General features: G+C 59.0%; 22 protein-coding genes. 12 read left to right on the top strand and 10 right to left on the bottom strand.

Annotated features, from left to right (window positions below):
* Positions 1–11 precede the first annotated feature (11 nt).
* From ACR0I0_RS05750 to phaR, 3 genes are all read left to right on the top strand, one after another.
* Positions 12–1,814 carry a PHA/PHB synthase family protein gene (locus ACR0I0_RS05750; RefSeq protein WP_480490526.1) on the top strand — a complete coding sequence of 601 codons (1,803 nt, stop codon included), beginning with the start codon at positions 12–14 and terminating at the stop codon, positions 1,812–1,814.
* Between the two features lie 130 nt (positions 1,815–1,944).
* Complete coding sequence (locus ACR0I0_RS05745; RefSeq protein WP_480490525.1) at positions 1,945–2,391, top strand: phasin family protein; 447 nt, start codon at positions 1,945–1,947, stop codon at positions 2,389–2,391.
* 135 nt (positions 2,392–2,526) lie between these two features.
* Positions 2,527–3,078, top strand: a complete 552-nt coding sequence (phaR, locus tag ACR0I0_RS05740) for a polyhydroxyalkanoate synthesis repressor PhaR (protein WP_171631294.1) — start codon at positions 2,527–2,529, stop codon at positions 3,076–3,078.
* A gap of 64 nt (positions 3,079–3,142) precedes the next feature.
* Here the strand turns inward: phaR and ACR0I0_RS05735 are convergent, their stop codons facing one another.
* From ACR0I0_RS05735 to ACR0I0_RS05705, 7 genes are all read right to left on the bottom strand, one after another.
* A complete protein-coding gene (locus ACR0I0_RS05735) occupies positions 3,143–4,357 on the bottom strand; it encodes a DegT/DnrJ/EryC1/StrS family aminotransferase (RefSeq protein ID WP_171722999.1) in 1,215 nt (404 codons plus the stop codon).
* A 113-nt stretch (positions 4,358–4,470) separates the two neighbouring features.
* Positions 4,471–5,775, bottom strand: coding sequence for an NAD(P)/FAD-dependent oxidoreductase (locus ACR0I0_RS05730; RefSeq protein ID WP_480490523.1), 1,305 nt, complete (start codon positions 5,773–5,775; stop codon positions 4,471–4,473).
* Between the two features lie 8 nt (positions 5,776–5,783).
* Complete coding sequence (locus ACR0I0_RS05725; RefSeq protein WP_171631301.1) at positions 5,784–7,142, bottom strand: glutamine synthetase family protein; 1,359 nt, start codon at positions 7,140–7,142, stop codon at positions 5,784–5,786.
* The gene (locus ACR0I0_RS05720) at positions 7,142–7,822 is read right to left on the bottom strand and encodes a type 1 glutamine amidotransferase (RefSeq protein WP_171723001.1); all 681 of its coding nucleotides are present in this window, start codon (positions 7,820–7,822) and stop codon (positions 7,142–7,144) included. The genes ACR0I0_RS05725 and ACR0I0_RS05720 overlap by 1 nt, the downstream gene beginning before the upstream one ends.
* 58 nt (positions 7,823–7,880) lie before the next feature.
* Positions 7,881–9,200, bottom strand: a complete 1,320-nt coding sequence (locus ACR0I0_RS05715; protein WP_171631306.1) for a glutamine synthetase family protein — start codon at positions 9,198–9,200, stop codon at positions 7,881–7,883.
* A 133-nt stretch (positions 9,201–9,333) separates the two neighbouring features.
* The gene (locus tag ACR0I0_RS05710; protein WP_480490521.1) at positions 9,334–11,520 is read right to left on the bottom strand and encodes a xanthine dehydrogenase family protein molybdopterin-binding subunit; all 2,187 of its coding nucleotides are present in this window, start codon (positions 11,518–11,520) and stop codon (positions 9,334–9,336) included.
* A 3-nt stretch (positions 11,521–11,523) separates the two neighbouring features.
* Positions 11,524–11,988 carry a (2Fe-2S)-binding protein gene (locus tag ACR0I0_RS05705; protein WP_171631310.1) on the bottom strand — a complete coding sequence of 155 codons (465 nt, stop codon included), beginning with the start codon at positions 11,986–11,988 and terminating at the stop codon, positions 11,524–11,526.
* A 141-nt stretch (positions 11,989–12,129) separates the two neighbouring features.
* Here ACR0I0_RS05705 and ACR0I0_RS05700 point away from each other — a divergent pair, with 141 nt between their 5' ends.
* The 5 genes from ACR0I0_RS05700 (at position 12,130) to ACR0I0_RS05680 (ending at position 16,250) form a co-directional block, all read left to right on the top strand.
* Positions 12,130–12,732, top strand: a complete 603-nt coding sequence (locus tag ACR0I0_RS05700; protein ID WP_171723003.1) for a TetR/AcrR family transcriptional regulator — start codon at positions 12,130–12,132, stop codon at positions 12,730–12,732.
* Positions 12,733–12,870: 138 nt separating this feature from the next.
* On the top strand, positions 12,871–13,866 hold the full coding sequence (dusA, locus tag ACR0I0_RS05695; RefSeq protein ID WP_480490519.1) for a tRNA dihydrouridine(20/20a) synthase DusA: 996 nt from the start codon (positions 12,871–12,873) through the stop codon (positions 13,864–13,866).
* Positions 13,867–13,881: 15 nt separating this feature from the next.
* Positions 13,882–14,706, top strand: a complete 825-nt coding sequence (locus ACR0I0_RS05690; RefSeq protein ID WP_171723005.1) for a sulfite exporter TauE/SafE family protein — start codon at positions 13,882–13,884, stop codon at positions 14,704–14,706.
* Positions 14,703–15,485 (top strand): hypothetical protein, encoded by a 783-nt coding sequence (locus ACR0I0_RS05685; RefSeq protein WP_480490516.1) that lies wholly within the window; start codon positions 14,703–14,705, stop codon positions 15,483–15,485. The genes ACR0I0_RS05690 and ACR0I0_RS05685 overlap by 4 nt, the downstream gene beginning before the upstream one ends.
* 36 nt (positions 15,486–15,521) lie before the next feature.
* Positions 15,522–16,250: a SpoIIAA family protein gene (locus tag ACR0I0_RS05680; protein WP_171631323.1), complete on the top strand. Its 729-nt coding sequence runs from the start codon at positions 15,522–15,524 to the stop codon at positions 16,248–16,250.
* A 653-nt stretch (positions 16,251–16,903) separates the two neighbouring features.
* Here ACR0I0_RS05680 and ACR0I0_RS05675 read toward each other — a convergent pair.
* Genes ACR0I0_RS05675 through ccmI form a run of 3 tightly spaced genes read right to left on the bottom strand, consistent with a single transcriptional unit; the run spans position 16,904 to position 18,836 of the window.
* Positions 16,904–17,137 (bottom strand): DUF1289 domain-containing protein, encoded by a 234-nt coding sequence (locus tag ACR0I0_RS05675; protein WP_171631325.1) that lies wholly within the window; start codon positions 17,135–17,137, stop codon positions 16,904–16,906.
* 17 nt (positions 17,138–17,154) lie between these two features.
* Positions 17,155–17,619, bottom strand: a complete 465-nt coding sequence (gene ruvX, locus ACR0I0_RS05670) for a Holliday junction resolvase RuvX (protein WP_480490515.1) — start codon at positions 17,617–17,619, stop codon at positions 17,155–17,157.
* A complete protein-coding gene (gene ccmI, locus ACR0I0_RS05665; RefSeq protein ID WP_480490513.1) occupies positions 17,616–18,836 on the bottom strand; it encodes a c-type cytochrome biogenesis protein CcmI in 1,221 nt (406 codons plus the stop codon). The genes ruvX and ccmI overlap by 4 nt, the downstream gene beginning before the upstream one ends.
* A gap of 176 nt (positions 18,837–19,012) precedes the next feature.
* On the opposite strand from ccmI, the gene ACR0I0_RS05660 reads away from it, so the two are divergent.
* The 4 genes from ACR0I0_RS05660 (at position 19,013) to ACR0I0_RS05645 (ending at position 24,303) form a co-directional block, all read left to right on the top strand.
* A complete protein-coding gene (locus ACR0I0_RS05660) occupies positions 19,013–20,257 on the top strand; it encodes a sarcosine oxidase subunit beta family protein (RefSeq protein ID WP_171723009.1) in 1,245 nt (414 codons plus the stop codon).
* A gap of 75 nt (positions 20,258–20,332) precedes the next feature.
* Positions 20,333–20,662: a sarcosine oxidase subunit delta gene (locus ACR0I0_RS05655; RefSeq protein WP_171631333.1), complete on the top strand. Its 330-nt coding sequence runs from the start codon at positions 20,333–20,335 to the stop codon at positions 20,660–20,662.
* A gap of 67 nt (positions 20,663–20,729) precedes the next feature.
* Positions 20,730–23,744, top strand: coding sequence for a sarcosine oxidase subunit alpha family protein (locus ACR0I0_RS05650; RefSeq protein ID WP_480490511.1), 3,015 nt, complete (start codon positions 20,730–20,732; stop codon positions 23,742–23,744).
* Positions 23,737–24,303, top strand: a complete 567-nt coding sequence (locus ACR0I0_RS05645) for a sarcosine oxidase subunit gamma (protein WP_480490509.1) — start codon at positions 23,737–23,739, stop codon at positions 24,301–24,303. The genes ACR0I0_RS05650 and ACR0I0_RS05645 overlap by 8 nt, the downstream gene beginning before the upstream one ends.
* Position 24,304: the final 1 nt, after the last annotated feature.

The raw sequence follows: 24,304 nt of genomic DNA, 5'->3' as shown, positions 1-24,304 counted from the left end.
GAATTGTTAAAATGACAACAAGTGAAGACCAAATGCCGGACGTGTCCGAAGAACATATTGAACGCATTAAAGAAAATATGGAAAGGGTCGAGCAGCTCGCGAAGCGCCTGGTCGAGATCATGGCGTCAAAAAAGTCGCACACGCCCGCGCTGGACGGCCCGAATCAAGAGCTTTTTGCACGAGCAGCAACAGCCTATTGGGCCGAGGCATGGCAAAATCCCGCCAAGTTGTTGGAGCAACAGATAGAATTCTGGGGCAAGTCGGTTCTCAACTTTGCCGAAGCGCAGAAAGCGCTGACGACCGGAGAGGTGGAAACCGAGGAAACCAAGCCCGGTGACAAGCGTTTTTCCAATCCCCTTTGGGAGACAAACCCTTATTTCCGACTGATCCGGCAGCAATACCTGACGAACGCGGAAGCGATTGCGCAGGCTGTCTCGTCGGTTGATGATCTGGATGCCAAAGACAAACGACGCCTACAGTATTTCTCGCAGCAGATCATCGACATGATGGCGCCCACGAATTTTCTGGCGACTAACCCGGATGCCCTGCAAAAAGCGGTCGAGACCGAAGGTCAGTCGCTGATAAAAGGGTTGGAGAACCTTGTTTCAGACCTCGAAGCCAATGATGGCGAGTTGGTCGTCAAGCTGGCGGATGAAAGCGCGTTCGAGGTTGGTGGAAACCTGGCGACAACGCCGGGCGAGGTCATATATCGCAACCGGATGATGGAGCTGATCCAATACAAGCCGGTGACTGAAACGGTTTATGAGGCGCCCATCGTTCTGTTCCCGCCCTGGATCAACAAGTTTTATATTCTGGATCTGAAAGCCCAGAACAGCATGATCAAATGGATCACCGAACAGGGCTATACCCTGTTTGTCGTAAGCTGGGTGAACCCGGATGAAAGCTATGCCGAAACCGGCATGGAAGACTATATTCAGGACGGTTTCCTGACCGCAATCGAAACGGCCAAGAAGATCTGCAAGGTCAAACAGGTCAACGCTGTGGGTTATTGCATCGCGGGCACGACGCTGAGTCTGACCCTGTCCTTGCTGAAACAGCGTGGCGACAAATCGGTGAAATCCGCAACGCTGTTCACGGCACTGACGGATTTTTCTGATCAGGGTGAGTTTACGCCATTCCTGCAAAACGACTTCATCGACGGGATCGAAGAGGAAGTAAATAAGGAAGGCGTTCTGCGGTCGTGGATCATGGCGCGCACCATGTCGTTTCTGCGATCACGCGACCTGATTTATGGTCCGGCCATTCGCAGCTATATGATGGGGGAAGTGCCTCCGGCCTTTGATCTGCTTTACTGGAACGGCGATGGTGCAAACCTGCCAGCAAAAATGGCCGTGGAATATCTGCGAGGCCTCTGCCAGCGCAACGAGTTCGCGACCGACGGTTTCGAGTTGATGGGGCACAAGTTGAAACTCGAAGACGTGGATGTGCCGCTGATGGCCATAACCTGCGAAACCGATCACATCGCGGCATGGAAAGACTGTTACCGCGGCGTGCAGAAAATGGGCTCGCGGTCCAAAACCTTCGTGGTTTCAGAATCGGGTCATATTGCGGGTATCGTGAACCCGCCCAGCAAGAAGAAATATGGCCACTACACCAACCCGGATATGAAGTCGGATGCCAGCACCTGGCTGAAAGAAGCTGATTTTCACGAAGGATCCTGGTGGCCCATGTGGGACGCGTGGTTGAAGAAGCGGTCTGGCAAGCAGGTTCCGGCCCGTGAGCCGGGTGATTCGAAGCACCCGAGCCTTGCATCCGCACCCGGGACTTACGTTGTGGCGAAACCAAACGACTGATTTCATTTTGAAACTTAAAAATTCTGCGCCGCAGCAAGAAAAAACTTGCAATGCTGCGGTGCAGCAATCATATTGTCCTCAAGCTGATGAAACCCGGGGTGGGCCCGGACCGGCTAAAAGGATTAGGACAATGGCAAAGACCCAAGACTTTACCGCGATCATGAAAGACATGATGGGTGCATTTCCGGTGGACACCACCGCAATGGAAGGCGCATTCAAATCGACCGCTTCGCTGAACGAGAAGCTGTCGGGCGTTGCTCTGGACGCTGCTGAGAAATCGGCCGAGATCTCGAACAAATGGACCAAGGACACCCTGGCCAAGCTGAGCGAGATGTCGAAAGCCAAGGCAGAGCCTGCTGACTACGCAAAAGCCGCAACCGACTTCGCAAGCGCGTCGGCTGAAGTTGCAGCCGAAAACATGGCCGCTTTCGCTGAAATCGCGAAAAAAGTTCAGACCGAAACCGTCGAGCTGCTGATGGCTGCCGGCAAAGACGCCGCGGAAGAAGCAACCGCTGCCGTCAAAAAGGCGACCAACGAGGTCACCACCGCAGCCAAGAAAGCTGCAACTGCAAAGTAAGAAACGTCCGCGAAGCGCACCCAACCCTCCCATTAGGTGCAATCGCGTTGGGCAGGTCCATTGACCTGCCCTTTCTTTTTGTGCTGCACTCGCATAACCTGTGCTGCAACGCATCATCCTTGGGGAGGGAACCCGGTGTCGGACCAAGAAAAACCGCTGCTTATCAAGCGCTATGCCAGCCGTCGACTATACAATACCGAGACCAGCGATTACGTGACGCTCGAAGATATCGCGGGCTTCATCCGCGACGGGCGAGAAGTGCAGATCATTGATCTGAAAACCGGCGATGACCTGACTCGCCAGTATCTTCTGCAAATCATTGCCGAACATGAAAGCCGGGGTGAAAATGTGCTGCCGGTGAATGTACTGAATGATCTGGTGCGCAGTTACATGCTGCCGGGCGGGGGGGTGATGCCCCAGTTTCTGCAAAGCTCGTTCGAGATGCTGCGCGAAAGCCAAAACAAGATGATGGAAAACATGAGCGCGATGAATCCGATGTCTCAGATGCCGGGTTTTGACGCGTTGCAGGCGCAGCAACAGGCTTTCCTGAAGGCGATGACCAGCGGGCTGTCCAGCGGATGGTCCAGCCCGGAAAAGGAAGAGGACAAGTCCGAACCGAAAGAGGATCTGGACGACATCAAGAAACAGCTGGCCGAGTTGCAGCAAAAACTGTCCAAGCTGAACTGATCCGTTCCGAACAAAGAATCAGGCCCGCATCGTGCGGGCCTTTCTTGTTCAAAGTGCCGCTGTCTTAAGTGCCATAAACCGGCATCGGGCCTGTCACTTCGCCAACCGATGCCAGCAGGATGTCTGCAATCACGTCCAGCTCTTCGCGGGTCAGGCGGACGGGCAGGCGCACGTCGCAGGCCTTCATCAGCATGTCGCGCGTCTTGGGCAGGTCGAAAGTTTCCGGAAGGAATTGCCAGTTCCAGAAAGCGCGGGCGTTGTCTTCGCTCAGACCAAAAACCTGAACCTTGACGCCGCGTGCTTCGGACGCTGCGGCAAAGGCGCGGATCTCATGTTCCTGCATTCCGACAAGATTGAACTGGATCGAATCCGGCGCACGCTGCTCGGGGGGCAGCGGGGCGGGGACCTCGATATGAGACGAGGTGTTCAGGCGACCGGCCACGTAATCGTGGTTTGCCAGGCCATCGCGGACACGGCGTGCCAGTTCCGGAAGTTGAGGGCGGATCACGGCGGCGCTGAGGTTGCTTAGGCGAAGGTTGTACAGCGGCAGCTTGTTCTGCCAGCGGGCAAAGGCCTCTTCCAGTTCGGGTGAGTTGTCGCCCTGCGGACCTTTGTGCTTCTTCCAATTGTGTTCATACGCGCCCGACATGATGACGGCACGCGCGACAAGATCTGCATCATTCGTGATCAGGATGCCACCTTCGCCGGCATTGATCATCTTGTAGGATTGGAACGAGAAACATCCGACCTTTCCGATCGTACCGATATTGCGGCCATGCCATGTGGTGCCTAGCGAATGCGCGGCATCCTCGATCACCGGAATGTTTCGTGCGTCGCACAAGGCCATGATCGCATCCATGTCGGATGTATGCCCGCGCATGTGGCTGATGATGACTGCCTGAACGTTGTCCAGCTTGGCCTCGAAATCGGCCATGTCGATGCGATAGTTTTCACCCACTTCGCACAGAACCGGAATGCAGTCGGCGTGGACGACCGACGACGGCACGGCCGCGAAGGTGAAGCCGGGGATCAGAACACGCGCATCGCGGGGTAGGCCCAGTGCTTTGAGCGACAGAAACAGCGCGGCCGAGCAGGACGATACCGCCAAGGCGTATTTCGTGCCCAACAGTTCCGCGAACTCGGCTTCCAGCAGGGCCACCGGGGCATCCTGCGGTGCGGTATAGCGGAACAGGTCACCTGATTGCATCAGGGCCTCGATCGCGTCCTTGGCGGCGGCAGGGATGGGTTCGGCGTCGTGAACGTTGGGGGGCAGCGTCATATTTGGAATTCCCGAATTCTATCTTTGGGAAAGATAAAGATAATCAGGAGGCAATCCAAGCCCCCAATCGCCGGGCAGGCGAAAATTCACCAATCTGTCGCAATTTACGTGGATCAGACCCCAAGCCGGTCGCGCAGTGCGAACCATGTCATGGCCAGCACCAGAAGCGGGCTGCGCAGGGCAGGGCCGCCTGGAAAAGACAGCGCGGGCACCCGTGCCATCGCGTCAAACCCTTCGGCCTGACCCTGAATCGCCATCGCCATGAGTTGTCCGGCATGGGTCGCAGTGCCGACACCGTGACCGGAATATCCCGAAGCCGAAAGAATATTAGGTGCGACACGGGCCAGATACGGCATCCGCCGCATGGTGATGGCCAGCGTTCCGCCCCAGGCATAGTCGATCTTCACATCCCGCAAATGCGGGAAAATCTCGGTCATGGGTTTGCGGACCTTGGCGGCGACATCTGATGGAAAGCGATAGCCATAGCTTTCGCCGCCTCCGAACAAGAGGCGACCATCGGCGCTGAGGCGAAAATAGTTCACCACGAATTTCGTGTCCGCCACCGCAACATCCCGGGTCAAAACCTGGGCGGTGTCCTCTCCAAGGGGTTCGGTGGCCGCAATGAAATTGTTGATGGGCATGACCCTGGCGGCGACGGAACGATTGAGGTCGCCCAGATACCCGTTGCAGGCCAGAATGACGTGCTTGGCCCGAACGTTGCCGTGTGCAGTTCGGATCACAGCCGTCTGGCCCTCGTCAATCCCGGTCACTTCGGTGCTTTCATGGACGCGAACGCCCGCTTTGGCCGCGGCTTGCGCCAATCCCAACGCAAAGTTCAGAGGGTGCAGATGCGCCGCACCCATATCCAGATACCCCCCTTGATAGGCTGGTGACGGGCACAGCGAATGACCCGCGTTTTCGTCCAACAGCTCGATCTGGTCGTATCCGTACCGCTCGGAAAGATGGCCGGCGTGGTCATGCAGTTCTTTTTGCTCGGATTTGCTCAGGCCCAGAACGGCGACACCGGGTTTCAGGTCACAGGCGATCTGGTGTTTTGCAATCAGGGATTTGACCAGATCCTTGGCGTCTTCAGCCAGTTCCCAAAGCCTGGCGGCGTCGGCATCGCCTACAAGACGCTCGAGGTCTTCCTGGTCCACTCGCTGCGCGCTGCCCAACTGCCCGCCGTTTCGGCCCGACGCGCCAAAGCCGACGCGGTGCGCTTCAAGCAGCACGACGTCGAACCCGGCTTCGGCCAGATGAAGGGCCGCGGACAGCCCCGTATAGCCGCCACCGACAACGCATACATCCGCCCTGGTGTCTTCTGACAACGCGGGAAAGCGATCCATCGGATGTGCCGTCGCGGCATACCAGCTGTCAGGGTACTCGCCCTTGCGGTCATTGGAATAGAGCAGGTTCACGGAAGGTCTCAGACGTTGATCAGCAGATGTTCACGTTCCCACGGAGAGATGACCTGTAGGAACTCCTCATACTCGGCCCGTTTGACGATGCCGTAAACGCGGGCGAATTCGGGGCCCAGAACCTCGTGCAGGGCGGTGGCTTCGTCGAACAGATCCAGCGCTTCGCCCATGACCTGCGGGATATCGCCCTCGCCTTCATAAGCGTCGCCATAGAACTGACGACGTGGGCGTTCCTGCTCGACCAGGCCAAGATAGCCGCAGGCCAGCGACAACGCGATGCCCAGATACGGGTTGCAATCCATCCCGGCGATGCGGTTCTCGACGCGCCGCGATTCCGGGCCGGACAGGGGCACGCGAATGCCGGTGGTGCGGTTGTCACGGGCCCATTCCAGGTTGATCGGTGCCGCGTGATCCTTCACATAGCGCCGGTAGGAATTCACATAAGGCGCCATGACCGCCAGACCGGAGGGCAGGTGGTTCTGCAAACCGGCGATAAAGTGGTAAAACGCGTCCGTCTCACCCCCTTGAGGACCAGAGAAAATGTTCTGGCCGGTTTCCATGTCGATGATCGAGTGATGGATATGCATGGCCGAGCCCGGCTCTTCCTCGATCGGTTTTGCCATGAAGGTGGCAAAACAATTGTGGCGCAGCGCGGCCTCGCGGATCAGGCGTTTGAAATAGAAGACTTCATCGGCCAGTTTCACCGGATTGCCGTGACGCAGGTTGATTTCCAACTGCCCGGCGCCGCCTTCCTGGGTGATGCCGTCGATCTCGAACCCCTGATGCTCGGCGAAATCATAGATGTCGTCGATCACCGGGCCAAACTCGTCCACGGCCGTCATGGAATAGGCCTGTCGCGCCGCGGCCGGACGGCCGGAACGCCCCATCATGGGTTTGATGCCCTGCGCCGGGTCCACATTGGGGGCAACCAGAAAGAACTCCATCTCTGGTGCAACAACCGGCTTCCATCCCTTGTCATGATAAAGCTGCACAACACGCTTGAGCACGTTGCGCGGGCTGTAGGGGATCGGGTTGTCATCCCGGTCGTAGGCGTCGTGGATCACCTGCAATGTCCAATCCCCCGTCCACGGCGCAGCGGAAGTGGTCGAGAAATCGGGCTTCAGGATCATATCCTTTTCGATGAACCCGTCATCGCCGGCAGCTTCGCCCCAGCCCCCTGTGATGGTCTGGTAGAAGATGCTGTCGGGCAGGTGGAAATAGGATTGCTTTGCGAATTTTGATGCAGGCACCGCCTTGCCGCGCGCAATACCCGGCAGGTCCGAAATGATGCATTCAACTTCGTCCAGTCGTTGCCCATGGAAATATGCCTTTGCGGCTTCCGGCAGTTTATCAGTCCAATCAGCCATCAGGCTCTCTCTTTCTTTAGAAACTCGGCCATGTGGCGCGCAATTTTGGCGTTGTCGTCCGGGGCCGTCTCGCGATTTGCGGCTTCGCGCATCAGGTCTTCGGGTACCACGCCCTTGCCCCGTGTCCGCATCAGGCCTGCCACGAATCCGTTGTTGAATTCCGGGTGGGCCTGAACTGTCCAGATTGTATCCCCATAAGCCAGCATCGCGTTTTTGCAGAAGGCATTCCGGCCCAGAACCCGCGCTTCTTTCGGCAATTCGACAACCTGATCCTGGTGCCAGGCATTCAGCCATAGTCTGTTGCCGTCATATTCGTATTCCGTACGACCTACGGCCCATCCTTTCGAGAATTTCTCGACCTTGCCACCCAGTGCCTGAGCAATGATCTGATGGCCAAAGCAAACGCCGATCAGGGGTTTTCCACTTTCCCAGATCTCGCGCACCAACGCTTCCAGCGGGGCGATCCAGGGAAGGTCCTCGTAAACCCCGTGGCGCGATCCGGTAATGATCCATCCATCCGCATCATCCGCACCATCGGGGAAGGTGCCGTCCACGACGGCGAAGGTCACGAACTCGAACCCGTTGTCACGCAGCAACGCGGGGAAAAGTTCGTTATAATCCCCGAATTCTTCCTGTAGCACTTCGGGGGTGTGGCCGGTTTGTAGGATACCGATTTTCATGTGTCACCAAATTTGATCAAATTAATCCTAGCTGAGACTGGTTGACGCGGCAAGGGGGTCAAACCGTCTCGAGATAGCTCAACCAGTGATCCTCGGGCGGGATGTTCGCAAATCGGGTGATCTCTTGTCGTTTGGTCATGGTCAGATAGCGGATCAGGTCAGCGGGGAACAGCCGGGCCACCAAAGGATCCGTGGAGAACCTGTCAATCGCGCTCGACCAATCCGGCATCAGTTGAGGCAGGTCCGCGATGTCATAGGCGTTCCCCGTAATCGGGGCTGGGGGGATCAAGCCGTCCTCGATGCCGACAAGTGCCGCGCCCAGAACCGCGGTCAACATCAGATACGGGTTTATGTCCCCGCCGGCGACACGGTGTTCGATGCGCCGTGCGGCCGGGGCCCCGCCCGGGATGCGAATGGCAGCGGTTCGGTTTTCATAGGCCCAGCAGGCGCCCGTGGGCGCATGTGCACCCGGTATGAGCCGTGTGTAGGAGTTGCCGTGGGGTGCAAATATCAGCGAGCTGCCCGGCATGGCTGCGACACAGCCAGCTACGGCAGACCGCAATATCTCGGTGCCTTCCGGCCCGTTGTTGTCGAACACATTGTGTCCGTTCTGGTCCACCACCGAGAAATGCACATGCATTCCGTTGCCTGCGTCATCGGCATAAGGTTTGGACATGAAGGTGGCCGCAAATCCGTGCCTGCGCGCCAACCCACGCGTCAATGCCTTGAAAAACCACGTATCATCGGCACAGCGCATGGCGTCCTGATGGTTCAGGTTGATCTCGAACTGGCCGATGCCGCTTTCGGAAATCGCCGTCTGCGCGGGGATGCCCATTGCGGCGCAGCCATCGTACAGGTCGGTAAAGAACGCCTCGAACGCGTCCATTTCGGCAACCGACAGAACGGCCTCATCCGCAAGGCGCCGCCCTGTGATCGGATTCACTGGTGGTTGCGGCTGCGCGCCAGAAGCGTCAACGAGTGTGAACTCCAACTCTGTCGCGGCAACAACGGACCAGCCGCGTTGCGCATAGCGGTCGAGTATGGCGGACAGGGCATGCCGCGGGTCGCCCGGGAAGGGCACGCCGTCATCATCATACAGACACATCGGAACCAGCGCTGTTTCCGTATCCAGCCAGGGCACGGGGACCGGGCCGCGTTCGGTCGGGCGCAGCACCCCATCTGCGTCGCCGGTTTCAAAGACCAGCGGGCTTCCTTCGATATCAGCGCCCCACAAGTCTACGTTCAGTGCCGAAAACGGCATTCGCACGGCGCCTTTTCCCAGTTTGTCGGCATAGCCAGGGGGCACGCGTTTGCCACGCATTTGACCGTTCAGGTCACATGCGGCGACGCGAAAATTGTGCAGGGCTCTCAGATCCATTGGGGGCTCCGTCGGTGAAACTCCCCAGTGATTTACTTCAATGGATGTGCTTTGTCACCAAATTTGATCAAATTTTGGCTTGGGTTTTCAAGGAACGCCCCGCGCCGGTACAGACCGGCGCGGAGAGCTGTTTTCAGGCAAAGCTTACGCCATGTTCTTCCATGGGCAATTGCGCCACATGCAAACCTGACAGGGCTTTGATCGCATTGGCCAAAGCCGGTGCTGACGGTGGCGTGCCGGGTTCTCCGACGCCGGTCGGTGCTTCGGCCGATGGCACGATATGCACGTCGATTGCGGCAATATCCCCGATGCGCAGCGGTTCGTAATCCGGGAAGTTGTATTGATCCACCGCCCCACTTGTCAGGGTGATCTGGTCACGCATCACATGGCCAATGCCATAGCCGATGCCGCCTTCCATCTGGGCCCGCACGATATCGGGGTTCACGGCGATACCGCAATCCACGGCACACGTGACCTTTTCAATCCTGATGCCATTTTCCGGATCGCCCGAGATTTCGACCACTTCAGCCGCGTAAGACCCAAAGGACTTGTGAACGGCAATCCCCTGCGACCGGCCCTCTGGCGCATTGCCCCAGTTTGCCTTTTCGGCCGCCAGCTTCAAAACAGCTGCTTTGCGCTGCTGGTCCAGGTTGCTGCTGTCGGAAAGATGGGCCAGCCGGAATTCCGCCGGATCACGACCGGCGGCCTCGGCCACCAGATCCATCATGGTTTCCATCGTATAGGCGGTGTGGGTGTGCCCGACCGAGCGCCACCACAGAACCGTCGTCGCCTTTGGCGTGTCGGTCAGACCCACCGCCATGCCGGGGATGCTGTAGGGGCTGTCCGAAACGCCTTCGACCGAGCTGTGGTCGATGCCGTCATGAACCAGAACAGCCTCGAACGGGGTGCCCTTGATCACGGATTGGCCGGCAATCTGGTGCTGCCACCCGACGATGTTGCCTTCGGCGTCCAGACCCACACGAACCTTGTGGCCAAAGGCCGGTCGGTAATACCCGCTGCGAATGTCGTCTTCGCGCGTCCAGACCAGTTTCACCGGGCGAGAGCGGTCAGTGACGACAAAGGCCAGGGCGGCCTCGACCTGATAATCCGCATCCGGGGTGGCGCGGCGCCCGAAAGACCCGCCTGCCAGCATGGTTTTGATGTGGATCTTCTCGGCGGGCAGGCCAAAGATTTGCTGGTAGGCCATATGAGGACCCGTCGGCATCTGTGCCCCGTCATGCAGAACGATGTCTCCGTCTGCGGTCTGCTCGATGGTGCAGTTCAGCGGTTCCATCGGGGCATGGGCCAGCAGTGGGAAGTAGAACGTTTTTTCGACGACCTTGTCCGCTCCGTCGATGGCGGCTGCCACAGCGGCAAAATCCGCCTTGTTGACATTATACGTGGGCTCAGCCTCCAGCGCGTCCATGATCTCGGCCTTGATCTGGTCCGAGTTGCGGGTTTCCGCGCCGGACATGTCCCATTCGACCTCAAGCGCATCGCGTGCCTGAATCGCGGCCCAGGTGTTCTCGGTGTACACCGCGACGCCCGCCTGATTGGGCAGAACAGCGGCGCTGATATAGCCTTTGACCTCTTTCGATGCGCTGTCATCAAAGCCCAACGCGATGCCGCCCTTCGCTTCGGGGCGTTTGATCATGGCGATCATCTGGTTGGGCAGGTGAACGTCCATGGCAAACATCGCCTGGCCGTTGCTTTTGATTGCCGTATCCTTGCGGCGCACCGTTTCATTTCCGATCAGACGGAATTCGGACGGGTCCTTCAGGCGTGGCTCTGCCGGAGCGTCCAGTTGCGACGCAGCAGACACAAATTCAGCGATCGGAGCCGACTTGTCGCCTGCCTTCACGATGCCGTCTTCGATGGTGATGCCAGATGAATCCACGCCCCAGCTTTGCGCGGCGGCGTTGATCAGCATTTCGCGCGCGGCAGCACCGGCCTGACGGTATTGCAGCCACGAATTCGCCATCGCGGTCGAACCGCCGGTGCCCTGGAACGGGCCGAACAGCAGGTTGTTGTAGACATTCGGATCCGAGGGGGCGAACTCGTACTCGATCTGATCCATGGTCAGGCCGATTTCTTCGGCAATCAGCGTCGGCAGTCCGGTCGCCGGGCCCTGACCTTTTTCAAAATGTTTGACAATGGCGGTTACGGTGCCATCGGCATCGATCTTCACAAATGGATTGAACTGCGCGGTCTCGGACGAGGCCGCGGCCAGCGCACCGTTCGGACGGGCGCCAACCAGCAGGACGGCACCGGCAGCGGCGGCGCCTTTCAGAAATCCACGGCGAGAGGTGTTGATGGTCATGGATCAGGCCTCCAGAATTTCAGACGCGCGTTGGATGCCGGCGCGGATGCGTTGATAGGTGGCGCAGCGGCAGGCATTGCCGGACATGTACTCGTCAATCTCCTGGACCGACGGCTTCGGGTTCTCGGACAACAGCCCGACAGCCGACATCACCTGACCCGACTGGCAATAGCCGCACTGGACGACATCCAGTTCTACCCAGGCCTGTTGTACGGCAGCACCGATCTTGTCGTCACCGACAGCTTCGATAGTCGTGACTTCGGCGTCTTCGACGTCTTCAATGAATGTCTGACAGGAACGGACGGGCTCACCATTCACGTGCACGGTGCAGGCCCCGCAGGATGCCACGCCGCAGCCGAATTTTGTGCCGGTCAGTTTCAGTTCGTCTCGGATCACCCAGAGAAGAGGCGTTCCGGGTTCGGCATCAACCTCGAGGGTCGTGCCGTTCAGGTTCAATTTAAGAGCCATGATGAGGGGGTCTCCTGTTGGTGCTGGTTTCCGTAACTGGTAAACTCGCAGGTTTACTTATGGCATATGGTTTTGCCTCTGTAAACTCCTGCGTTTACCTAGTGTTTGACCAGGGCACGTCAATAGGTCTATAGCTCTGACATGAACGAATGCAGCGCACAGAATGCGTCCAAGCGCGCACAGATCATCGAAGCTGCCGTGGCCGAGTTCCAGGAAAAGGGCTTTGCCGCGGCCAGTATGGATCGCATTTCAGCAAGGGCCGAAGTGTCCAAGCGTACGCTGTACAAGTACTTTGAAAGTAAAGAAAACCTGTTCCGCTCCATCGTGGTCGAATTGTCCAGCCGCTTTGCTGAAGTGCTGGAAATTCGGTATGAAAAAGGTCGCGATATTCGTACGCAACTGACTGAACTGGCCTGGGCCGAAGGGCGCATTCTGATGCGGCCCGATGTTATCGCGATGGCCCGGATGGTGATCAGCGAAACCTTGCGCAACCCGACGCTTGCGGCGGAAGCGCAGGGCAAGCTGGACAAGACAGCGACATTCATTGCCATGCTCAAAGATGCGGCAGAGGATGGGCAGCTTCGGATCGATGATCCGGAACGGGCCGGGCGCGAATTCATCGGCCTGATCAAGGCGCGCGCCTTCTGGCCACTGCTGTTTACGGGTGGGGCGCTCAGCGAAGCCGAGATGACGGAAACGATCGAAAGCAGTGTCCAGATGGTGATGAGCCGATATGGTGTCTAATCGATAGCAACTCACTGATGATGGTCGCAGTCGGGACGTCGTCAGAGGAATGTGTTAGGGCTTTTCGACTTGATTCGGGTGGGCAAAGCCACTGACAGTCCATCGGATTTCGAAGCATAGCAGGACGGAGGCGTTGCTGTGACATGCAAGGCAACACAGGCTGCGCGTTTAAGCGTGGCACCCATGATGGATTGGACAGACCGCCACTGCCGCTATTTTCATCGGCTCCTCAGCGCGGAAACGTTGCTGTATACCGAGATGGTGACGGCGCCGGCGCTCGTGCGGGGCGGGGCGTTGCATCTGTTGGACTACTCTCCCGAGGAACACCCGATTGCTTTGCAACTCGGCGGCTCCGACCCGGAAGAACTGGCGCAGGCCGCGAGACTGGGGGCTGAGGCCGGGTATGATGAGATCAATCTGAACTGCGGCTGTCCGTCGGATCGGGTGCAATCCGGCACTTTTGGCGCGGTCTTGATGAAAGACCCGGCCCGCGTTGCCGACTGCGTGACTGCCATGCGCGAAGCGGTGAATGTGGATGTCACCGTTAAATGCCGCATCGGAGTCGATGATCAGGAGCCCGAAGATGTATTGCCCGCGTTTCTTGAGCACATCAGCGCGGCAGGTTGCCAAAGGGTGACAATCCATGCCCGCAAGGCGTGGCTGCAAGGGCTGAGCCCAAAGGAAAACCGGGATATCCCACCTTTGGACTATGACCTTGTACATCGGATGAAGGATGAGTTTTCGGATCTTCACATATCGATCAATGGCGGTATCAACACTCTGGACGAGGCAGCCGCACATCTGGAAGCCGGTCTGGATGGGGTGATGATCGGCCGGGCCGCTTATCATCAGCCGGGCGATGTCCTGTCGGATGCTGACCGACGCATCTTTGGTACCGGAACGACGCGTGATCCGTTCGCGATCGTTCAACATATGGTACCTTATGTGGAACGGCACCTTGCCAATGGCGGGCGTCTGCACCAGATCACGCGTCATATGTTGGGCCTTTTCGCAGGTCGTCCCGGAGCCCGCGCATGGCGGCGCGCCTTGTCGGAAGGGGCTGTGCAGGATGGGGCCGGACCCGAGGTGATGCTGCGGGCGCTGGATCATGTGGCGCCCATGGCAGAAGTTTAAGCGGCAGGGGGAACTATGCCCGAGACGATGTTGCTGGCCCAGATGCTGGGCCTTTTGCTTGCGATCGGAGCGCTGGCCGGCGTGCTTGCCGGATTGCTGGGGGTCGGCGGTGGAATCGTCTTGGTGCCTGCCTTTTTCTATGCGTTTCAAACTCTTGGCTATGGCGGCCCGCAGTTGATGCAGCTGTGTCTGGCCACGTCGCTGGCCACGATCATCGTGACATCGGTCCGATCCGTTCTGGCGCACAATAAAAAGGGTGCGGTGGATTGGGGTATTCTGCGCGGTTGGGGGCCGGGGATCGTCGTCGGTGCGATCATCGGAGTTCTGGTTGCCTCGGCCCTGCGGACCGAAGCCTTGCAGGCGCTGTTCGGCATATTGGGAATGGTGATCGGGGCCTATCTGGGGCTGGGTCGTTCGGAATGGCGGCTGGGTGATGTCATGCCCGGTGGAATAAAGCGGGCCATCCTGTCTCCTGCGGTCGGGTTTCTTTCGGTTCTGATGGGAATCGGCGGCGGCAGTTTTGGTGTGCCGCTGATGAGCCTCTACAACACGCCGATCCATCGTGCCGTCGCAACCGCCGCCGGGTTTGGTGTGATTATCGCCGTGCCCTCGGTCATCGGGTTTTTGTTTCTGGATATCGCACCGGAACACCGGCCTCCGCTGACCATTGGGGCGGTCAATCTGGTGGCCTTCGGTATCGTCGTGGCAATGACGATGATCACCGCGCCCTGGGGGGTGAAGCTGGCCCATGCGATGGATCCGAAACCCTTGAAGCGCGTATTCGCAGTGTTCCTTACGCTGGTGGCGCTCAATATGCTGCGCAAGGCGGTGGGTTTGTGAAGGATTTTGACGTCAGGGGGTGGGTGAAATTCCCGTATGATCCAGTGCTTGCGGCCTGGGTGGGACATGCGCTGCCTGCCGCACGGGCCGCGGTAACGGACCCGGCCCATGCTGACTGGCTGGATTGTGACGGGACGTGGTTCATCGGTGTTGACGCGTTGCCCAATGACGCGCAGGGCAGGGTTGGCCAATCGGGGCCTTTGGCCGGAACCGCCATGTCATTCATTGCAGGGCGTTACGGGCAGATGCCGCTTCACAAAGGCCAAATCTCGGTCACGCATCCTGGGTATCCACGCCCGCGCCGGGGGGAAAACGAAGCCGCCGCGCGGTATCGCAGAAATCGGGACGCGGCCCATGTGGACGGTTTGCGCCCGATGGGGCCGGATCGTCGCCGCCGGGTGGATGAACCGCATGCGTGGGTTTTGGGCATACCGCTGACCGAGGCCAGCCCGGATGCGTCGCCCATGGTGTTGTGGGAAGGCAGCCATCATATCCTGGGTGCGGCTTTCAGGCGCGCCCTTGCGGGGACACCACAAGAGCGCCTGCATGAAGTCGATGTTACGGATATCTACCAATCCGTCCGTCGCGAGGTTTTCGAAACCTGCCCGCGAATCGAATTGCCTGCAAAACCGGGCGAGGCTTACGTGCTGCACCGCCACTGCCTGCACGGGGTTGCCCTCTGGGCGGAAACGGCAAGCGCAGGGCCGGATGGACGGATGATCGCCTATTTCCGCCCGGAATGCGCCGGGGGTGTGGCGGAATGGATCGAATCCACTTAACCTCCTGTCATTGTTTGGCTTTGGAGGTTTTGACCGATGATTACGGTCCATACGAATTCTGATGGTGCGTTGATAGAAGTTGAGTTGTCGGGGCAAGTCACCAGCGCCGACTATGCCGATGTCCTGGTTCCTGCAATCGAAGCAGCGCTGACCGAACATGATTCCGTTCGGCTTTTGGCCATCGTGCAGCCCGAGTTCAAGGGGTATGATTTGGGCGCGGCCTGGTCCGACACCAAGCTGGGGCTCAGCCACTGGCGGGGGTTTGACCGGATCGCGGTTGTTGCCGATCAGGGCTGGGTGCAAACCAGCATCCGATTGGCCGCCCCGATCCTGCCATGCCCCGTTCAGGTCTTTGAACTGGCCGAGCTTGAGGCCGCCCGGCGCTGGATGCGCGAGTCGCTGGGATCCATTCACGTGACCGATCTTGAGGGCCCATGTGTGCAGATCAGCCTTTTGGGAAAACTGGACCCCGAGGAGTACAAGCAAGCCGAACGCGACCTGGACGCTTTGTTGCATGATCGATCCGGATTTCGGTTGCTGATCGACCTGCGGGAATTCGACGGCTGGCAGGGGTTGTCCGCTCTTGCAGCACATTTCCGTCTGGCCAGCCGCCACATTGGACAACTGGATCGCGCGGCCATCGTCGGGGACAAAAGCTGGCAGCACATGGCACAACGTGTCGCCAGTCATGTATTGGGCACACGGACTCAGTTCTTTCCGTCCGAGGAAATCGAAAACGCCAAAACTTGGCTGGCTGCCGGGTAAGGATCTGCTCTGCGTGCCAACCTGCATCTTGTGATCTTGCTGCCAACAGGCGGCTTGCGTGCTTTGTTCTCTGGTCAGAACAAAGCACCCTTGAGCGCGAATTGACCAAATCTGATTGGCTTATTTCGCGGAACGACACGCATCACATGTCTTGAAACCGGTCTTGATACCGTGCCGGTCAAGAATTGTGACGTAAGGGAACTGGTGGGTTTTTCCGTGGAATTTCTGACCTTAAGGTCAACACGGACCAAAAACCGCGTGTTTTCCCCCTAAATTTGACCGGAAATGCCCTTACCTACGCCGTGTCGCTGCGGGCCTCCACTCACGTTGAACAGATGCGTTCATGAGCTGGCCCCTTTTAGGAGCTCGAACTCGGCCCGCGGCGGCACAGTTATTGGAAGCGGGAAGTTTGCGATGACACTTAGGTTATTGATGGAAAGATTTGCGGCACGCAAGACGCCAGTATTCAAGGCGGACAAGACCGGCACGAAGCGTGTCCGACGTGCAGCGAAAAAATACGGGACTGCAAAAACAAGCAGATCCGAAATCGCAGCTCTGTTCGAGTCAGAGCTGCGCGGGCAAGACACAAACAGGTCGGCCCGCGACGAATCCAATGACCACAGGGATACGTCCCCAAAGCAGGCTGGCTGACTTCAGGAACCTTTTATGCGCGCTGCACGCCCGCCACGACGTTTGCTGAGGCGCGGCTTTCTGGTTGGCAGATCTTCCATGATTTCGGCGCGTTCGCTGCTGTCCATCTTGGACCAACGGGTGATTTCGTCAATCGTTCGATAGCAGCCGGTACAGATACGTTCAGTCGGGTGAACGACACAGATCTGGACACAAGGGCTTTCGACCTCATTCCTTTTCCAAACCATACTTGTCATCACTGGTCTCCGACCCGTTACAAAAAGCGCAGCCTGTCCAGCGCGCCTTGCAAGATATAGCTGGCCGCAACGTGATCAATAACCTGTCCGCGACGTTTTCGTGTCGTATCCGCCTCAAGTAGTGCTTTTTCTGCCGCAACGGTACTGAGCCGTTCGTCCCAAAACCCGATGGGCAGATCGGTCAGGCGGGACAAATTGCGCGCAAATGCCCGCGTTGACTGGCATCTTGGTCCTTCGCTGCCATCCATGTTCTTGGGCAGGCCCAGCAAGATGCCCCCGATCTCGCGATCGGTGACAATTTCGATCAGGCGCGCGGAATCGAGCGTGAATTTCTTGCGCCGTACCGTTTCCAGCGGGCTGGCGACACCGCGCATCCGGTCGGACACGGCGACGCCGATTGTCTTTTCCCCAAGGTCCAGCCCCATCAGGGCACTCATCGGTTGCAAGGCTGCTGCAAATTCTTCGATAGCGTGATGGATCATTGAGCGATCCCGGCTTGAAGGGCCGCCGCATCGATGATCTGCAACGCCTCTGAATCGCCGGCAAAGACTTCCATGGCCTCATCGCGAATATCGATGGCGCGCTGACCCTGGCCAAGAACGCCCAAGGCCGCGATCAGGCGGGCCCATTCCTCGGGGGATCCGCCCTCTGCCGCCAGCCGATCAGACAGCTGGTCCACCATGCCCTGAATCATCTGCTGCCGCTCTTCGGGGCTCAGCTCTGCGGCGGCGGCCATCTCTTCCTGGCTGGGGCCGGGTGCGGTGCTCAGATCCGGTGCATTGAAAACGCCGGCCCTAAAGGCCAGTTCATCGATCTGAGCCCGAATTGCTTCGGCCCAGGGCGCACCTGCGGGGGAATCCTGCAACGTTTCGACCCACATGCGATAGGCAAGGTCCGGCCGCCCGATCTGGGCCAGCATCTGCCCCCAATAATAGCGCGCCGGGCCGTGACGGGGGTCACGGTTCAGCGCTTCGATCAGCGCCTGTTCCGCTTCGGGTGAGACATACCCACCTGCGGCCAGAATCATCATTTCCGCTAGGTCCGCATAGGTATCAGCCGTGGCGCTGTCTTCGGACAGCTCGATCACCTTTTGCTGCGCGGTGTACCCATCCTTGAAGTTGCCCGCATTCGTCTCGTGTTGCGCCAGCAACATCTGACCCTGCAAATCGTCCGGCCGGCTCGCAACGGTTTCCCGCAACTGCTTCAGCAGGTTGGCATAGCTTTCTTCCAGCTGCGCAGGTCGAGGTGGGGTCGCCAGTTCTTCCGCGGCGCTTTGGGATGGCCGGTTGGCGCGCACTTCCTTGGCCAGTTCAAGCCGTGCGGTCAGCGGCATGTCAGGCAAACCCACGGCCCCGGTGCGATGATACATCGCCAACGCTCCACCGATCAGAAGCAACGAGATTGCCAGGATCGACAACACCGAAACCGCACGAGATGGCCCGGCGCCGGCACCCTCTTTCTTCATTTGGTCATCTGCGGCCAGAATGCGACGGGAAATTTCCGTGCGCACCCGTTCGGCGTCGGCCTCGCCAATGACACCGCGCGCCAGATCCCGGTCCACACCGGCCAACTGTTCGCGATAAACCCGCAGATCGTATGCCGCCGCGGGTTCATCCCCACGGCGTTTGCGCAGCAGGGTAAAGCTGAGAAAAGCTGCGATCAGCAGCGCGACAAGAAAAATCAGAACCCAGAACGTCATGGTCCCTCCGAGGATGCTGCCCTGACTTAGACCTGTGAGGCGTCCGACAAAAGGGACAAATGGCCGCGAATGAGCGACATGTCGCAATAGTGCGATATTGCGGCGTTGCACGGCAGGGTTAAAATGCCGTCACACGGCATATCTGCGCCCAATCACCGAACCGGATGGATTCGCACATGAAACACTATTCAGCCTTTGCTGTGGCGCGGGAAGCTCTGCGCTATCACACCGGATGGGAGCGCGCCTGGCGCTCACCCGAACCCAAGAAGCGCTATGACGTCATCATCGTTGGTGCTGGCGGTCATGGTCTGGCGACCGCGTATTACCTTGGCAAGAACTATGGCATCCAGAATGTCGCGGTTATCGAAAAAGGCTGGCTGGGCGGCGGCAATACCGGTCGCAACACGACGATCATCCGTTCGAACTATCTGCAAGACCCGTCGGCGGCGATCTACGAGAAAGCGCGCAGCCTCTACGAGGACCTGAGCCAAGAACTGAACTACAACATCATGTTCAGCCCGCGCGGTGTCATCATGCTGGCGCAGACCCAGCACGAGATCCGCGGCTATCAGCGTACGGCCCATGCCAACGCTTTGCAGGGCGTGAAAACCGAATGGATTACGCCTGAGCGTGTCAAGCAACTGGTGCCAATCATCAATCTGGATGGCCCCCGGTATCCGGTTCTGGGCGGCCTTTGGCAGGAACGCGGGGGCACTGCGCGCCATGATGCGGTGGCGTGGGGCTATGCGCGTGCCTGTTCGGCGATGGGTATGGATATCATCCAGCAATGCGAAGTCACCGGTGTGCGCTCGGACAACGGGCGCGTTGTCGGGGTCGATACCACCAAGGGTGCCATTGATTGTGACAAGCTGGGCATCGTCGTCGCCGGCCATTCGGGTCAGTTGGCCGAGATGGCGGGCTTCCGCTTGCCGCTGGAAGCCGTCGCGTTGCAGGCGCTGGTGTCCGAGCCCATCAAACCCTGCATGGATGTGGTCGTGATGGCGAACACAGTCCACGGCTATATGTCGCAATCCGACAAGGGCGAAATGGTGATCGGCGGGGGAACCGACGGGTTCAACAACTTCACGCAGCGCGGGTCGTTCCATCATATCGAGGAAACGGTGCGGGCGCTGGTCGAAACCTTCCCGATGATTTCGCGCCTGAAAATGCTGCGCCAGTGGGGCGGGATCGTGGACATGACCGGTGACCGCTCGCCCATCCTGTCGAAAACACCGTTGCAGGGCTGCTTTATCAATGGCGGCTGGGGCACCGGTGGTTTCAAGGCGATTCCGGGCTCGGGCTGGGGGATGGCGCAGTTGATGGCGACGGGCCATTCACCGCTGACCGAAGCCTTCTCGATGGACCGCTTCAAAGAAGGCCGCTTCATAGACGAAAGCGTGGCCGCCGGGGTGGCGCACTAGGGAGATTCCCGAAGGTGCCAGAAAACAGAATTCGGGTCGGCCCCCGCGCTGACCGACCGCCAAAAGGATGACAACATGCTAATCCTGAACTGCCCCTATTGCGGCGTAGACGCCGAAGAATCCGAACTGGCCGCCGGTGGCGAAGCGCATCTGAAGCGTTTCGGCCCGGGCTCGTCCGATGACGAATTCCACGACTATCTGTTCATGCGTGAAAACCCGAAAGGTGTTCATTTCGAGCGCTGGCGGCACGCCAATGGTTGCGGCAAGTGGTTCCACGCCGCGCGCTGCACGCAGACACTCGAAGTGTTCGGAACCTACACGGCTCAGACCTCCGAACCGCCGCAAGACATCAAGGATGCCATCACTGCCAAACGGCCCGGCTGGACGTGGAGAGAGTTCTCCTGATGCTTCATCTTTTCAATAATACTCCCGCCGGAGGCTTTGACGCCTCCACATGCGAAAGGTCCGCACAATGAGCACCCGTCTCGCAAAACAAGGCCGGCTGATTGACCGGTCGAAAAAGGTCACATTCACCTTCAACGGAACCTCGATGCAGGGCTATGAGGGGGATACGCTTGCCTCGGCCCTGTTGGCCAATGACCAGATGATGGTTGGCCGGTCGTTCAAATACCACCGTCCCCGCGGCGTTGTCGCCAGCGGCGCGGAAGAGCCGAACGCGCTTGTCGGCCTGGGGCAGGGCAACCGGTTCGAGCCGAACCAGCGCGCCACGACGACCGAGGTGTTCAACGGCTTGACCGCGATTTCACAGAACCATTGGCCAAGCCTTGAATATGATATCGGTGCGGTGAACACGGCCTTTGCCCGGTTTTTGCCGGCCGGCTTCTACTACAAGACGTTCATCCACCCCAAACCCTTCTGGAAACACGTCTACGAACCGTTCATCCGGCAGTCGGCGGGATTGGGCAAGGCGCCCGACAAAGACAACCGGGATGCCGACACTTATGAACATTTCTACGCCTTTACCGATGTTCTGGTGATCGGCGGCGGTGTGGCTGGTTTGCAGGCAGCCAAGGCGGCGGCACAATCCGGTGCCAAGGTCCTGCTGATCGAGCAGACCGCGCATTGGGGAGGTCGCGCGCCGGTTGACGGCGGCACCGTGGGTGGTGAGCCTGTGGATAAGTTCGTGGAACAATTGGTTTCCGAACTCGAAACAATGGACAACGTCATCATGCGCACGCGCTGCATGGGAGCGGGTGTTTATGACCATGGTTATGTGCTGGGATACGAACGTCTGACGGACCACACGCCGGGCGTGCAGGGCCCGCGCCATCGTTTGTGGCGCATTCGCGCCAAGCAAATTGTAACGGCAACGGGTGCAATTGAAAGACCATTGTCCTTTGCTGGCAACGATGTTCCGGGCGTGATGCTGGCATCGGCCATGCGCGACTATGTCGTGAACTGGGGGGTTGCCCCGGGCGAACGTGTCATCGTCGCCACCAACAATGACGACGCCTATCGTACCGCGATTATCCTGAAACAGGCAGGTGTGGATGTTTTGCGCATTGTTGACGCCCGGGCAACGGCCGGACCTTTGGCGGAAGAAGCCCGCCAGTTGGGTATCCGCGTCGATCCGGGCAAAGCCATTGCCAAGGTCAAAGGCGGCAAGCGCGTCAAAAAGGTAGCCATCTGCAATCAGGAAGGCGTCGGCGGCGCGCGTGAAGAAGTTGAGGCGGATGCAGTCGCCATGTCCGGCGGCTGGTCTCCGGTCGTGCACATGTGGTCCCATTGCGGGGGCAAGCTGATCTGGGATGAGGCGAACGCGCATTTCCGGCCGGATCCCGAGCGTCCGCCGCTGGGGGTGGACGGCAAAGGGTTCGTTGTTGCTGCTGGCGCGTCCAACGGCCCTCTGGCGTTGCAGGATGTTCTGACAGACGCCCATGCGGCCGGTAAGGCGGCCGCCAAGGCGGCTGGCTTCAAGCCCAAGAACACCAAGGCGCCCGCAGGGGACACAACCGCCGAAGCGCCGATGGAAGCGGTCTGGCTGATGCCGGCAAATGCAGAAGTCCAATTGCGTATGAAATCCTGGCTGGATTTCCAGAACGACGTCAAGGTTTCAGACGTCCAACTGGCCGCGCGCGAAGGGTATGAAAGCGTCGAACACACCAAGCGCTATACCACGCTGGGCATGGCGACCGATCAGGGTAAGTTGAGCAACATCAACGGATTGGCGATCCTTGCTGATGCTCTGGAATCCGAAATTCCCAAGGTTGGGACAACCACTTTCCGCCCGCCCTATACGCCCATCTCGATGGGTGCGATCGGTGGTGAGGCACGGGGTGAGGTCTTTCAGCCGATCCGTCGGACACCGATGCACAACTGGCACGACAGGAACGGCGCCGATTGGGAGCCGGTCGGCCACTGGCGCCGGACCTATGCCTATGTCCGCCCCGGCGAATCCGTGCATGACGCGGTGAATCGCGAGGTGAAAAACACCCGCGAGAACCTCGGCCTGCTGGATGCATCGACGCTGGGCAAGTTGATCGTCAAAGGCCCCGACGCAGGCAAGTTTCTGGACATGTTGTACACCAACATGATGTCCACGCTGAAGGTCGGCAAATGCCGCTATGGCCTGATGTGTTCGGAAAACGGCTTTCTGATCGACGACGGCGTTGTCGCCCGCATCGATGAAGACACCTGGCTGTGCCACACCACCACCGGCGGGGCCGAGCGTATCCATGGTCACATGGAAGAATGGCTTCAGACCGAATGGTGGGACTGGAAAGTCTATGTCGCCAACGTGACCGAGCAATACGCGCAGGTCGCCGTGGTCGGCCCCAATGCCCGCAAGGTGCTTGAAAAGCTGGGCGGCATGGATGTCAGCAAAGAGGCGCTGCCCTTCATGGAATGGCGCGATGGCAAGATCGGAGGCTTCGATTGCCGAGCCTACCGCATTTCGTTCTCAGGCGAGCTGTCTTATGAAATCGCCGTTCCGGCCAGCCAGGGGCAGGCGTTCTGGGATGCCTTGATGGAAGCAGGCAAAGAGTTCGGCGTGATGCCTTACGGAACCGAATGTCTGCACATCCTGCGGGCCGAGAAGGGCTTTATCATGATCGGGGACGAGACCGACGGCACCGTGATCCCGCAGGATCTGGGGCTGCACTGGGCGCTGTCCAAGAAGAAAGAGGATTATCTGGGCAAACGCGCCCATTCGCGGACCCACATGGCGGATCCCGAGCGCTGGAAACTGGTCGGTCTCGAGACTGTGGACGGATCGGTTCTGCCGGATGGGGCTTACGCGGTGGGCGATGGCGTCAATGCCAACGGTCAGCGCAACATGATCGGCCGTGTGACGTCGACATATTACTCGGCCAATCTGGGCAAAGGGATCGCCATGGGGCTGATCAAACACGGCCCCGATCGCATGGGCGAGATCGTCGAGTTCCCGGGCACGGACGGTAAAACCTACAAAGCCAAGATCGTGGACCCGATCTTTTATGACAAGGACGGGGAGAAGCAGAATGTCTGAACCCATCAGCGCATTGAACCACGCCAGCTATGACGGCATCGCCAAGGTCCAGGAATGCGGCCTGCAAGGCATGATAACCCTGCGCGGCAACCTGTCCGACAAGGTGCTGGCCAAGGCCGTCAAGGATGCAACCGGTCAGAAAGTGCCGGGTCAGCGCGAGGTGCTTGTGACCGGCGATACCGGCGTGGCTTGGATGTCGACCGACGAGTTGCTGGTTCTGGTGCCTTATGCCGAGGTCGAAGCCAAACTGGCCAACATGGTCGGTGCCCTGAGCGGCACCCATGCTTTGGCGGTCAATGTCTCGGATGCCCGTGCTGTCTTCAGCGTCTCTGGTGCCAGCGCAAGAGAGGTGCTGGGCAAGGTCGCGCCCGTCGATCTGTCGGCGGATGCATTCCAGCCCGGCCAGATTCGCCGCTCGCGTCTGGCGCAGGTGGCTGGTGCTTTTTGGATGGATGATGAACAGACCTTCCGCGTGGTCTGCTTCCGTTCCGCTGCGGATTACGTGTTCAAACTGCTCAAGGTGGCAGCACAGCCCGGCAGTGAGGTTGGGATCTACTGAA

It is taken from the genome of Ruegeria sp. AG6, assembly GCF_056541565.1.
The sequence above is the reverse complement of the archived record's forward strand: the minus strand, read 5'-3'. Positions and strand labels throughout refer to the sequence as shown.